12 protein-coding genes are annotated in these 13,141 nt (G+C 62.8%); 9 read left to right on the top strand and 3 right to left on the bottom strand.

The annotated features are described in order from the left end of the window. Positions 1–259 precede the first annotated feature (259 nt). The 8 genes from lpxC (at position 260) to NKI54_RS17300 (ending at position 9,356) form a co-directional block, all read left to right on the top strand. The gene (gene lpxC / locus NKI54_RS17335; RefSeq protein ID WP_352692044.1) at positions 260–1,207 is read left to right on the top strand and encodes a UDP-3-O-acyl-N-acetylglucosamine deacetylase; all 948 of its coding nucleotides are present in this window, start codon (positions 260–262) and stop codon (positions 1,205–1,207) included. Positions 1,208–1,410: 203 nt separating this feature from the next. After that, positions 1,411–2,280 carry an outer membrane protein assembly factor BamD gene (locus NKI54_RS17330; protein ID WP_023676756.1) on the top strand — a complete coding sequence of 290 codons (870 nt, stop codon included), beginning with the start codon at positions 1,411–1,413 and terminating at the stop codon, positions 2,278–2,280. Between the two features lie 13 nt (positions 2,281–2,293). Further along, the gene (recN, locus tag NKI54_RS17325; protein ID WP_352692042.1) at positions 2,294–3,967 is read left to right on the top strand and encodes a DNA repair protein RecN; all 1,674 of its coding nucleotides are present in this window, start codon (positions 2,294–2,296) and stop codon (positions 3,965–3,967) included. Positions 3,968–4,107: 140 nt separating this feature from the next. Beyond that, entirely contained in the window at positions 4,108–6,315 is a 2,208-nt protein-coding gene (ligA, locus tag NKI54_RS17320; protein ID WP_352692040.1) for an NAD-dependent DNA ligase LigA, read from the top strand. Next, complete coding sequence (locus NKI54_RS17315; RefSeq protein WP_352692038.1) at positions 6,315–7,007, top strand: DUF2461 domain-containing protein; 693 nt, start codon at positions 6,315–6,317, stop codon at positions 7,005–7,007. Before ligA ends, NKI54_RS17315 begins: the two co-directional genes overlap by 1 nt. A gap of 120 nt (positions 7,008–7,127) precedes the next feature. After that, positions 7,128–7,856, top strand: a complete 729-nt coding sequence (locus NKI54_RS17310; RefSeq protein ID WP_352575100.1) for an AzlC family ABC transporter permease — start codon at positions 7,128–7,130, stop codon at positions 7,854–7,856. Next, positions 7,853–8,149, top strand: a complete 297-nt coding sequence (locus NKI54_RS17305) for an AzlD family protein (protein WP_352692036.1) — start codon at positions 7,853–7,855, stop codon at positions 8,147–8,149. The genes NKI54_RS17310 and NKI54_RS17305 overlap by 4 nt, the downstream gene beginning before the upstream one ends. 316 nt (positions 8,150–8,465) lie before the next feature. Continuing rightward, complete coding sequence (locus tag NKI54_RS17300; protein ID WP_352692034.1) at positions 8,466–9,356, top strand: LysR family transcriptional regulator; 891 nt, start codon at positions 8,466–8,468, stop codon at positions 9,354–9,356. On the opposite strand, the gene NKI54_RS17295 is transcribed toward NKI54_RS17300, so the two are convergent. After that, positions 9,346–11,190, bottom strand: a complete 1,845-nt coding sequence (locus tag NKI54_RS17295) for an aminopeptidase P family protein (RefSeq protein ID WP_352692032.1) — start codon at positions 11,188–11,190, stop codon at positions 9,346–9,348. The genes NKI54_RS17300 and NKI54_RS17295 overlap by 11 nt on opposite strands. A 36-nt stretch (positions 11,191–11,226) precedes the next feature. Between NKI54_RS17295 and NKI54_RS17290 the strand changes: the two genes are divergently transcribed. After that, complete coding sequence (locus NKI54_RS17290) at positions 11,227–11,571, top strand: hypothetical protein (protein ID WP_352589485.1); 345 nt, start codon at positions 11,227–11,229, stop codon at positions 11,569–11,571. A gap of 39 nt (positions 11,572–11,610) precedes the next feature. Here NKI54_RS17290 and NKI54_RS17285 read toward each other — a convergent pair whose 3' ends face one another. Together NKI54_RS17285 and NKI54_RS17280 are read right to left on the bottom strand one after the other, a co-directional pair. Next, positions 11,611–12,483 carry a 50S ribosomal protein L11 methyltransferase gene (locus NKI54_RS17285; RefSeq protein ID WP_352570474.1) on the bottom strand — a complete coding sequence of 291 codons (873 nt, stop codon included), beginning with the start codon at positions 12,481–12,483 and terminating at the stop codon, positions 11,611–11,613. Positions 12,484–12,494: 11 nt separating this feature from the next. Next, positions 12,495–13,073 (bottom strand): SCO family protein, encoded by a 579-nt coding sequence (locus NKI54_RS17280; RefSeq protein ID WP_352570473.1) that lies wholly within the window; start codon positions 13,071–13,073, stop codon positions 12,495–12,497. Between the last annotated feature and the right edge of the window lie 68 nt (positions 13,074–13,141).

Here is a 13,141-nt window from a genome sequence, read left to right as displayed (position 1 = left end):
GTTATTAACAGGCGAGCAGGAAACTGTTCGCCTGTAAACGTTAAAAGTGATTGTAAAACAAGGACTTATGGGGCAATCCCGCGCTGGACCGCAGTTACAAAGAGTAAGAAACCGTGATTTGGAGTCTCCCTGCGGGATCATTATCTTCGCCACCGACCAAAGTCGGTTTGCTGGGAGTCTCGGGGAAGTGGCCCTGCCTGCCGATCAATCAAGAGCCGCGCCCTCAGGGCAGATGAAGCGGACCTAGGCAGCGTGGGCTATGGGGATTGTTTTGCACGACTATCAGACGACACTTAAATCGCGCGCGACGCTGACTGGCATCGGCGTTCACAGTGGCAATTCGGTCACCGTCCATTTCCTGCCGGCGGATGCCGATACGGGTGTCGTCTTCCAGCTTTCGAATGCGAGCGGAAGCCACGAATTTCGCGCGCTCGTCTCCGAGGTCGGCGCCACCGATCTCTGCACCATGCTTGGCGATCCGCAAGGCGAGCACATTGCCACGGTCGAGCATCTGATGGCGACGCTTTTCGGGCTTGGAATCGACAATCTCGTCATCGAAATCGACGGCCATGAGGTGCCTATCCTCGACGGCAGCGCAGTGATGTTCGTCGAGGCCATTGACCAGGCAGGCATCGAAACGCTGCCGGTCAAGCGTCGCTACATCAGGGTGGTCAAGCCGGTTCGCATCGAGAACGGCGCCTGCTGGGCGGAGTTCAGGCCCTATGACGGCACGCGCTTCGAGATCGAGATCGATTTCGAAAGCCCGGCGATCGGGCGCCAGCTTTTTGCATCCGACATGAACGCCGACATTTTCCGCCGCGACGTCGCGCGGGCCCGCACTTTCGGTTTCATGAAGGACGTCGAGCGGCTGTGGGCGGCCGGCTATGCGCTCGGCTCGTCTTTGGAAAACTCCCTGGTGATCGGCGACGACAACCGCGTGATCAACATGGGAGGCCTGCGCTATCCCAACGAGTTCGCGCGCCACAAGACGATGGATGCGATGGGCGACCTGGCGCTCGCCGGTGCCCGGTTCATCGGCTGCTTCCGCTCCTATCGTGGCGGCCACAGGCTGAACGCAGCTGCGCTGCGCCGTCTCTTGTCGGACCGTTCGGCTTTCGAGATCGTTGAGACGACGCGCCGCGAGCGCGGGCGTACCGCCGAGATGAGCGCCGTCAACGCACCCCTCTATGCGCCCTGGATGATCTGATTCCTAAGGTCTTGCGGCCACATTGCGGTCAAGCTGTGTTGCATGGATGCATCACCGGCCGGCCAAATCACACAGCTTTCCAGGTGGCGCCAAACCGCCACAAAAATGTGCGATTGGCCGGGGATAGCGTTGCCGGGCAAGGCAATTATGGTTTATGGCTGCTGCCGTCGACTGAAATGACGCCGAAAGGGCGGAATCCAAACATGTTTTTCAAGCGAGTTGGTCAATCGAAGGCGCTGCGGCGGGCTGTTTTCCTGGCGCTTTCGGTGGTCGTTCCATCGCTGTTTCTGTCGGCCTGCATGTCGTCCGAGAAGGACGTCGATCTATCGACCTATGTCGATCAGACCGAGCCGGCCGACGTGCTCTACAATCAGGGTCTCGCCAATCTGAATGCCGGGCGACTGCAGGAGGCAAGCCGCAAGTTCGATGCCGTCGACCGCCAGCATCCCTATTCCGAATTCGCCCGCAAATCGATGGTGATGGGTGCCTTTGCCGACTACCGTCAGGGCAATTACGACGAGGCGATCGGTTCGGCCAAGCGCTACCTGACCCTGTACCCGTCGACCGACGATGCGGCCTATGCCCAGTATATTATCGGGCTGAGCTACTACCGCCAGATCAAGGACGTCACCCAGGACCAGAAGGAAGCGCGTCTTACCGTGCAGACGATGCAGGACCTCGTGACGCGCTGGCCCACGTCCGAATATGCCGACGACGCCAAGGAGAAGATCCGCTTCGCCAACGATCAGCTCGCCGGCAAAGAGATGCAGATCGGCCGCTATTATCTCGAGCGCCGCGAATACATCGCGGCCGTCAAACGGTTCCGCAACGTGGTGGAGAACTATTCGAACACACGTCATGTCGAGGAGGCGCTGGCGCGTCTGACCGAGAGCTACTATGCGATGGGGCTGACGTCGGAAGCGCAGACCGCTGCGGCCGTGCTCGGCACCAACTATCCCGACAGCCAGTGGTACAAGGACTCCTACAAGCTCCTGCAGAGTGGTGGGCTCGAGCCGCGCGAGAATGCCGGATCGTGGATCTCCAAGGCCGGGAAGCTGATCACCGGCGCCTGAGCGGCGCGTTACCATGCTCTCCAGGCTGTCGATCCGCGATATCGTTCTGATCGAGAAGCTGGACATCGACTTCTCGTCCGGCCTTTCGGTGCTGACCGGCGAAACCGGCGCCGGAAAGTCCATCCTGCTCGACGCCTTGTCGCTGGCGCTTGGCGCCCGCGGCGACGCCTCGTTGGTGCGGCATGGCGCGGCACAAGGCCAGATCATCGCCGTGTTCGACGTGCCGCGCAACCACGCGGCTCGCATGCTGCTTGCCGAGAATGCCATCGAGGACAACGGCGACATCATCCTGCGCCGCGTCCAGACGGCTGACGGCCGCACGCGCGTTTTCGTCAACGACCAGCCGTCCAGCGTGACGCTGATGCGCGACATCGGCCGTGCGCTGGTCGAGATCCACGGCCAGCATGACGAGCGCGCTTTGGTCGATCCCGGCGCCCATCGCGAGTTGCTCGACAGTTTCGGCGGCCATCTCGGCGCTGCTCGGGCAACCGGCGAGGCGTGGCGGCATTGGCGTACCTGCGAGCAGGAATTTTCACGGCACCGGGCCAAAGTCGAAGCAGCTGCCCGTGAGGCCGATTATCTGCGTGCGGCGGTCGCCGAATTGACCAGGCTCGATCCGCAACCGGGCGAAGAGACCGAGCTCGCCGAACTGCGCGCCGCGATGATGCGGGCGGAAAAGATCGCCTCGGAAGTCCACGATGCCCAGGATGTGCTCTCGGGTCCGTCCTCGCCCTTGCCGCAACTGGCCAGCCTGCTCAGGCGGCTGCAGCGCAAGGTGACCGAAGCGCCCGGCTTGCTCGAGGATGTCGTCAAATCGCTCGACGAGGCGATGCTGTCGCTCGACGCGGCGCAGTCGGGCGTCGAAGCCGCACTGCGCGCCACCGAATATGATCCGCAGCGGCTGGAGAAAGCCGAGGAGCGGCTGTTTTCGCTGCGTGCCGCCTCGCGCAAGCACAGCGTCGCCGTCGACGACCTGGCGCAATTGCGTGACACCATGGCGGCCGATCTTGCCGATCTCGACGCCGGCGAGGAGCGCCTGCATGCGCTGGAGACACAGGCTGCGGCGGCGCGCCAGGCCTATGACACTACGGCGGCCCAGCTGTCGTCGCTTCGCCATGCGGCGGCCGTCGGGCTGACCAAGGCGGTAATGGCCGAACTGCCGGCGCTGAAGCTCGAACGGGCCGAGTTCATCGTCGAGATCGCAAGCGATGCCGAGAACGGCATGGAACAAGGCATCGACCAGGTCGAGTTCTGGGTGCGCACCAATCCCGGCACCAGGCCCGGTCCAATGATGAAGGTCGCTTCCGGCGGCGAGCTTTCGCGCTTCCTGCTGGCGTTGAAGGTAGCACTCGCTGACCGGGGTTCGGCGCCGACCTTGGTCTTTGATGAAATCGACACCGGCGTCGGCGGCGCGGTTGCCGACGCCATCGGCCAGCGGCTGGCGCGACTGGCAAAACGCGTGCAGGTGCTGTCGGTCACGCATGCACCGCAAGTGGCGGCGCGCGCGGCGACGCATTTCCTGATCTCCAAATCGGGCGGGGCCGACCGGGTCTCGACCCGCATCGCCGAGATGGACCGGGCGGCGCGGCAGGAAGAGATCGCACGCATGCTCGCCGGCGCCACCATCACCGACGAGGCGCGTGCGGCGGCCGAGCGGCTGCTGCGGGAGAACACCGCGGCAGCCTAGACAAGTTCGTTTCCGGCGCTCGCGACCTGAGTCAGGGTATGGCTCCATCCTGCTGTTCAGGAATGATTTTCCGTGTCTGGTCTCTCCCTCATGAGAGAATCCTGTTCTATTGTGTCGCGCCACCGTGAAGGGAGCCGTGCATGGACGAAAAACCAGTCGATTCGCTCAGCGAAAGCGAGGCGGCAAGCGAGTTGAAGCGGTTGGCGCAGGAGATCGCCGAGCACGACCGGCGCTACCATGGCGAGGACGCGCCGATAATCACGGATGCGGAATATGACGCGCTGACCCGGCGCAACCTCGCCATCGAGCAGCGGTTCCCGCATCTTGTGCGCGAGGATTCGCCCTCACGCAGGGTCGGCGCGCCGCCGGCGGAAGGTTTTGCCAAGGTGCGCCACGCGGTGCCGATGCTCAGCCTTGCCAAGGCCTATACCGACCAGGACGTCGCGGACTTCATAGAACGGGGCCGGCGATTCTTTGACCGCGACAAGGATCTGAACATCGCCTTCACGGCGGAGCCGAAGATCGACGGGCTATCGGCTTCCCTGCGGTATGAAGGCGGTGTGTTCGTGCAGGGAGCAACGCGCGGCGACGGCGTCGTCGGCGAGGACATCACCGCCAATCTCAAGACCATCGCCGATATTCCCAAGACCTTGAAGGGATCGGACTGGCCCGAGGTCATCGAAATACGCGGTGAGGTCTATATGACCTACGCGGAATTCGAGGCGCTGAAGCAACGTTCGGCGGCGATAGGCGGCCAGGATTACGTCAATCCGCGTAACACGGCGGCCGGGTCGCTCCGCCAAAAGGACCCGTTAGTTACCGCCAGCCGCAACCTTAAATTCTTTGCTTACGCCTGGGGCTATACTTCAAAGGATCCAGCTCCGACCCAATACGATTCCGTGCAAAAATTCGCGGAGTGGGGGTTCAAGGTCAGTCCGCTGATGGTCCGAGCAAAATCGGTCGAGGAACTCGTCGCGCACTATCACCTAATCGAGACCCAGCGCTCATCGCTCGGCTACGACATCGACGGCGTCGTCTACAAGGTCGACCAGCTGGAATTGCAGCGCAGATGGGGTTTCGTCACCGGCGAACCACGCTGGGCCATTGCCCACAAATTTCCAGCCGAACAGGCGATGACAACCGTGCTCAGGATCGACATTCAGGTGGGCCGTACCGGTACGCTGGCGCCCGTTGCCCGGCTTGCGCCCGTCACGGTCGGCGGCGTCGTGGTCGAAAACGTCACGCTTCACAACGAAGATTACATCAAGGGTCTGGACAGCAACGGCCAGCCGATCCGCGACGGCTATGACGTGCGTATCGGCGACACGGTGGTCATCCAGCGGGCAGGGGACGTCATTCCGCAGATCGTCAGCGTCGTAGCCGACAAGCGTCCGCCAGATGCGGTGCCCTACGAATTCCCGCACAAATGTCCGATCTGCGGCTCGCCGGCAACGCGCGAGATCAACGAGAAGACCGGCAAGGAAGATTCCCGCCGACGTTGCACCGGCGAACTGATCTGTCCTGCGCAGGCCGTCGAAGGATTGCGCCACTTTGTGTCGCGCGGCGCCATGGATATCGAAGGCCTGGGCGCTGAAAACATAGACCTGTTCTTCAATGCCGGGTTGGTCAAGACAGCCGCCGATATCTTCACTCTCCGGGACCGCCGTCCCGCCGTCACCAAGGCGCTGGCGGAGCGACGGGAGGAGCAGGCCAGGCAGCGCGAGGCCGCATCGGGCAAAACGCGCAAGAATGTACGCAGCGTCGAGGAACGCAACTATGACGGCCTCGACAAGCTCTTCGCTGCCATCGACGCCCGCCGCGAACCCGAACTCGATCGCTTCATCTTCGCGCTGGGCATCCGCCATATCGGCGAAACGACGGCCGCTGTGCTCGCCCGAACCTTCTCGACGATCGAGGAGTTGATCCGCATTGGCAAGGAGACAGCAGCGGCAGCCGATCCACACACCGTTTTTCCTTCGATCAACGGCATCGGCGATACGGTGATAGGCGCCCTTCGCGATTTCTTCGGCAATGAACGCAACGACGCCGTACTTGAAGCGCTGCTCACACAGGTCCACCCGAAGCCGTACATTGTGAACGTCTCAGCCGATAGTGCGGTCGCCGGCAAGACAATCGTGTTTACAGGCACGCTGGAAAAGATGACGCGCCCGGAGGCCAAGGCGATGGCCGAACGCCTCGGCGCGAAGGTCGCCGGCTCGGTTTCTGCGAAGACCGATCTTCTGGTGGCAGGGCCAGGCGCCGGTTCCAAGCTGAAGGATGCGACCAAATTCGGCATCGAGGTGATCGACGAGGACACCTGGTTGCAGCGGATCGGCAAGGGCGCGTGATGGCTGCTGCCTTCAATGGTTTTGGGCAAAAGGCCATTCCCTTCCTCAAGGCGCTGGATTTTCATCAGAGCCGGGAGTGGTTTTTGGAAAACCGCGACCTTTTCGAGCGCGACCTGCGCGATCCTTTCGGCGATCTGGTCGAGACGCTCTCCGAGCGCTTCATGGCATTGGGGCTCGGCCTGCGCGGCGACCGCAAGAAGTCGCTGTTCCGGATTAATCGCGATGTGCGTTTCGCCAAGGACAAACGGCCTTATAACCGGCATTTGTCGGCGATCCTTTCGCCCGACGGCACCAAGATGGAACAGGGCGTGTTTTACGTCCATATTGGGCTGGAGCGCTGCTTTGCCGCCGTTGCCTGGTGGCAGCCCGGACCGGAGCTATTGCTGGCGCTGCGCAACGCGATCGCGAAGCGGTCCGCTGAATTCCGCAGCCTCGTTGCGGCGCTGAAGAAGAACGGCCTCGAGTTCGACCCGGACGGCTGCATGAAGCGCACGCCGCGCGGCTTCGAGCATATCGCCGAGCCCGATCTCGCTGCCGCGATCCGCAACCGGCATTTTGCCGTCCGGCACGCAATCGAGCCGGCCGATATCTACGGAGCTGGATTGGTCGACGAACTCGTCGACTTCGTCATGCGGGCAAAACCGCTGCTTGACTGGGGCAGGGCGATCGAAGGCAAGGCTTCGCCGCGCTAGGCACGGAAGCGCGTTTGCGCGACGCTTCAGCTGTCATTTCCGCTGATCGTTTGCCTCAAGCGAATTGGTGTGACAAGCCGCGCCGCCCTCCCTACATAGGCGCTTCCCGAGGAGCGGTCGATGTCAGCGGAAGCAATCTCCGAAAACAGTGCGAAAAGCGATTTCTGGGACGGCGTGCGGCTCAGCATGCCCGTCGTGGTGGCGTCGGCGCCGTTCGCGTTGCTGTTCGGGGCGCTCGCAGTCGACAACGGGTTTTCCGTGCTCGAAGCGTTCCTGATGAGCGCAACGGTGTTCGGCGGCGCCAGCCAGATGGTGGGCATCGAGCTGTTCGGCCAGCATGTCGCGCCGTGGCTGATCGTGCTGTCGATCTTCGCGGTGAATTTTCGCCATGTCCTCTATTCGGCTGGCATCGGCCGACGCATCGCGCATTGGCCGCTGATCCAGCAGGCGATAGGCTACTTCGTGCTTACCGATCCGCAGTTCGCGGTGGCCGAGCGCAAGGCTGAGGCCGGCGAGACCGTCGGGTTCACCTGGTATATGGGGCTTGGGCTGCCGGTCTATGTTTTCTGGATCATCGAAAGCGCGCTCGGCGCGATGTTCGGCAAGCTTATTCCCGACACCCATGCGTTGGGCATCGATTTCCTGCTGCCGATCTATTTTCTCGGCCTGGTCATGAGCTTCCGCAAGCGGCCGCTGTGGCTGCCGGTGGTCGTCGCCAGCGCTGCCGCCTCCATCATTGCATACAAAACGGTCGGCTCGCCCTGGCATGTCTCCATAGGTGCGCTGGCGGGCGTGCTGCTCGCCGTCATCCTGCCGCCTCGCCACAGCGGCGTGGAGGCACGGCCATGAGCACGACCTTGTGGATCATCATCGCCGCTTCGATCGCGACCTATCTGACCCGCATCGGCGGTCATCTGGTGATCTCCCGCTTCGATCATATCCATCCGCGCGTCGAAGCCGGGCTCAGCGCCGTGCCGGCGGCGGTGCTGACCACGCTGGTGGCGCCGGCGGCGCTCAGCGCCGGGCCGGCGGAATGGGCAGCCTTGATCGTTGCCGGCTTGGTCTCGCTGCGCGGCGGCCTGATGGCGCTGTTCCTGGCCGGTGCTGCCGTGCTGATCCTCGCGCGGCAGCTCGTCGGCTGATCGACTTTTGCTTTGGCGGCGAGAGCACACATGCGCTTTACCGCAGCGACTATTGCCGCACCGACCCGCGACAGGCTCAGCCGGATCGCCTCCGCTCTCTCCTGGTGGGCGCCACGCACGGCGTCGCTATAGAGCGCTTCGCGCTGCTTCGGCGTCAATGCGCTTAGATCGATCGGCTGGATGCCGAAGGGCTCACGCGACATTTCCATCTCCCTTGGTTTGCCGTGTTGATCGGCAGCTACACCGGCGATTTACGGGAAAGGCATAATCAGTTAAAATGAATAAATAAGATCGTTATGTTCTCCAGGAGAGATGTATGGATTTGGCCGATCTGCGCATCTTCCGCACGGTGGTGCGCGAGGGCGGAATCACTAGGGCGGCGGAAAAACTGTTTCGCGTGCAGTCGAACGTGACCACACGCATCCGGCAGCTTGAGGAGGATCTCGGCGTGCAGCTGTTTATCCGGGAGGGCAAGCGCCTGCACGTATCGCCGGCCGGTCACAAATTGGTCGGCTATGCGGATCGGCTGCTGGCGCTTGCGGAGGAGGCGCGAACGGCGATGCTCGATCCACGCCCGCGCGGCACTCTTCGCCTAGGTGCCATGGAGAGCACCGCCGCGGCACGGCTTCCAAGTCTGCTCGCCGAATACCATGCACGGCATCCCGAAGTGGAAATCCAGTTGCGCACCGGCAATCCGCAGGTTCTCGCGACCGCCATGCTCGCCGGTGAGCTCGATGCAGCGTTCGCCGCCGAGCCGATCGCTGACGTTCCGTTCGAAAAGCTGCCCGCATTCCACGAGCAGCTGGTCATTGTCTCGGCGGCATCGCGCGTTTCGGTCGAAGACCACCTGGACATGCCCAAAACCATGATAGCCTTCGAGCACGGCTGTCCGCACCGCAAGCGGCTGGAACAATGGTATGCGCGCAGAGGGTTCATGGCCGAGAAAACCATCGAGCTTGGTTCATACCATGCCATCCTTGGTTGCGTGGTGGCTGGCATGGGCATAGCGCTGATGCCGAAAAGCGTGCTTTCGGGTTTCCCGGAAAGCCGCTGGCTAAAGCTGCACGAACTGCCCTCTGACGAAGACAATGCCGTGACGGTGTTGTTCTGGCGCAAGGGAGCCGGTTCTCCCAACGTCACCGCTTTGCAGGGACTGCTTGCGGAGCAGAGCCTGTCAACCGGCGTTGCCGCCGCGGCTATTGCTTGAAGTCGTGCGGCAGCGGCGCGGTTGCCTTTTCCAGCCAGGCCAGCGTTTCGCCGTCGAGCATCGGTCCGATCTCGGCCAGTACGCGCGCATGGTATTCGTCAAGCCAATGCAACTCGTCGCGGGTTAAAAGGTCCGATCGGACCAGCCGCTTGTCGATCGGAGCCAGCGTCAGCGTCTCGAAGCCGTGCATGGCGATGTCGCCGCCCTCGATTGCCTCGGCCGGTGTCACCAGAATCAAGTTCTCGATGCGGATGCCGTAGGAACCTTCCTTGTAATAGCCGGGCTCGTTGGAGAGGATCATGCCGGCCAGCAGCTTTTCGGTACCGGTCTTGGCGATACGCTGCGGGCCCTCATGCACGGCAAGATAGGAGCCGACACCGTGCCCAGTGCCATGGGCGAAATCGCAGCCGTGTCTCCATAGCGCCAGGCGCGCCACTGCATCGATTTCGGAGCCGCGCGTGCCCTGGGGGAAGCGCAGCATGGAGATGCCGATCATGCCTTTCAGCACCAGCGTGAAGCGCTCGCGCATCTCCTCGGTTGGCGTGCCGATCGGCACGGTGCGGGTGATGTCGGTGGTGCCGTCCTGGTACTGTCCGCCGGAGTCGAGCAGGAACAGCTCCCCATGCTCCAGTTTGCGATTGGTGGCGCGGGAGACGCGGTAGTGCATGATGGCTCCGTTAGGACCAGCGCCGGAGATGGTATCGAACGATACGTCGCGCAGCGGCATCTGCGTTTCTTCGCCGGTCTGACGGCGCGTCTCCTCAAGCTTTGTGACAACGGCGATTTCGTCGAGCGTGCCGGGCTTCTGGCGGTCGAGCCAGCACAGCAGCTTGGCGACCGCGGCGCCGTCGCGGCGATGTGCGGCGCGTGCGCCGGCGATCTCAGCTTTGTTCTTTGTTGCGCGTGGAATGCGGGCCGGATCGGCCGTGGCAATGACGGTGCCGCCATTATCCTCGACCAGCATTCTGAGCTTGTCCGCCGCGAGAACCGGGTCCAGCGCGATTTTTGCGCCGCCCTTGGCCCGGGTGACGATTGCCGTTTCGAATTCACCTGGTTCGTGCAATTCGGCGAGCTGCGTCAGGTAGGCCGCGACGGTGCGCGAAAACTTGCGCTGGTCCATGAAAAGCAGATGCGAGCCGTCGGCGGCGAGCACGGCAAAGCCGAGCGCCAGCGGTGTGTGCGGTACGTCGCCGCCACGGATATCGAACGCCCAGGCAATGGAGGAGGGGTCGGTCAATACGGCATGGGTGGCGCCGTCCTTCTCGGTGGCCGCCGCCAGCCGCACCAGCTTGTCCTTGGCCAGTTCGCCGGCAAAGCCGATCGGGTGGATCTCGACCGGCCCCAGTGGCGGCCCGGGCTGGTCCTGCCAGATGGCGTCGATTGGATTCTCTTCGAGCGGCACCAGTATCGCGCCTGATTTCTCGGCCGAGGCCTTCAGCGCCTTGACGTCACTGATCGTATGGAGCCACGGATCGAAGCCCAACCGCACGCCCTTGCCGAGATTGTCCTTGATCCAGTTGGCCGGCGGGTTGTCGACAAGGCTCTCGATCGAAAAGATGTCGAGATCGACCTCCTGGCGCACCTGCAGCGTGTAGCGCCCGTCGACAAACATGACGGCGCGCTCGCCAAGCACAATGGCGACACCGGCCGAGCCGCTGAAGCCGGTCAGCCATTTCAGCCGTGCCGAGCGATCGGCGACATATTCGCCCTGGTGCTCGTCGGCACGGGGCACAATGAAGCCATCCAGCCCGTTCGCCGCCAACCATTGGCGCAGCATTGCTACGCGCGGCTTGCCAACGGCCGGATCGCCGGCGGAATCGAAGGTCTGGAACATGTCGGCTCTCCTCGAATGCTGGCGCGACCGTAGCGCATGACCTCGAAAATCGGAATCGATTTTCGGAACGATCATTCCCGGTTGCTGCGTGTCTCTTTGCGCATGGAGGCCATGCAGAATCGGCGATTTCAAAAAGCGTCAGCAAGGCTTACCTTCTTCACGTGGAGGAAAGAGTCCTATTGCCCTGCAAAGGAGACCGTCATGTCCACGATTTCACCTAGACGCGGATTTTTCAGAAACGCTGTGAAAGCGCTGATCGAAGCTCGCCAGCGCGAAGCGAGCCGGTATGTGAGCGGCGTTCTGCTTGGCTTTGACGACGAAACGCTGAAAGCTCACGGCTACGATCGCGAACAGCTGAAGAAAGCGGCGAACTCGCGCTAGGTCCGAGTTGATTCCGGCTTGCGTTGAAGGCGCTGCGCCTCAGCGCTTGAGGTGAATCGTCACCCAGCCCCCGCGGTGCAAGGTGCGGACGTGCCGGAATTTCTGGCCGACATAGGCCGCGATTACCGCATCGCGCTGGCGCTCGAGGATGCCCGACAAAACGATCGAGCCACCGAGCGCGATATGTCCGGCCATTTGCGGCGCCAGACGCATCAGCGGCCGCGCCAATATGTTGGCGACGATCAGGTCGAAGGGCGCACGCGCGGCAAAGATCGGATGATGAAAACCGGGCGCCGCCACCGTTTCAATGAGCCCCTTGACCTGGTTCAGCCGCGCATTGGCGGCGGCCACCTTGACGGCGACCGGGTCGATGTCGGTCGCCAGCACCGGTATATGCGCGAGCCTGGCCGCTGCGATGGCGAGCACCGCGCTGCCGGTGCCAAGGTCGAGCGCGTTGCGCGGATGCTCGCGCTGTATGACCTGCTCCAGCATTTCGAGGCAGCCGGCGGTGGTGCCGTGATGGCCGGTACCGAAGGCAAGGCCGGCCTCGATCTCGATGGCGAGCTCGCCGCTGTGGCGCTTCCTGCGGTCATGCGCGCCATGGACGAAGAAGCGCCCGGCCCGCACCGGCTTCAATCCCTCCAGCGAGCGCGCCACCCAGTCGATGTCGGGCAGCGCTTCGCGCGCTATCGGTTTCGACAGCGACAGTCCGGCAAGGATGTCCCTAAGCCGCGCCTCGACCGCATCGACGTCGTCGTCGGCATAGAGCGATACTTCGTGGATGTCGCGGTCCTCGTCGACCTCGAGCACCGCAATCGGCAGGCCCTCATCGTCGAATGCCGCACCGAGCGCCGCGAAGATGCGATCAGCCTCGATCTTGCCCGCGGTGAAATACAAACGCGTCTGCGTCATTACCGGATATGTCAACCTTCCGCCGCCAGCCGTTTGAGCTTGGCGATGGCGGCATCCGGGCTTTCGCCATAAGCAATGGTGCCGGCGAAATCGCCCTTGGCGTTGAGCAGCAGCACCGAAGCAGTGTGGTCCATCGTGTAGTCGCCGTCGCTCGTGTCGACTTTCTTCCAGTAGATGCCGAAGGACTTGGCCATGGCGTGGACCTTGTCGGGATCGCCTGATATGCCGAGGATGCGATCGGAGAAATTGCTGACATAGGTGTTCATGATTTCGGGCGTATCGCGCTCCGGGTCGACCGTAACGAAATAGGCACGCAGGTTCTTGCCGTCGTCGCCCATCGTCTTCAGCCAGCCGGCCAACTCGAAAAGCGTGGTCGGGCAGACTTCCGGACAGTGCGTGAAGCCGAAGAAGACGACGCTGGGGTGGCCGCGAAACGCGGCTTCGGTGACCGGCGCGCCCTTCTGGTCGACCAGCGTGAACGGTGCTCCGAACGGCTCGCCGCCATAATGTCCGCGGTACCAGTCGAAGGTGAGCCAGCCGATTCCGGCGGCCATCAGGACGAGAATACCGACCAGAATTGAACGCATCATCAGTGAAAGTCCGTCGTTATTCCATCGGGCGCCGGGTTGGCGCCGTGAAGACCCTGGCTTTGGCGAAC

The organism is Mesorhizobium sp. M0663, assembly GCF_040320585.1.
Taxonomy (GTDB): Bacteria; Pseudomonadota; Alphaproteobacteria; order Rhizobiales; family Rhizobiaceae; genus Mesorhizobium.
Note: the sequence above shows the minus strand (reverse complement) of the source record. Positions and strands in the feature narration are given on the sequence as shown.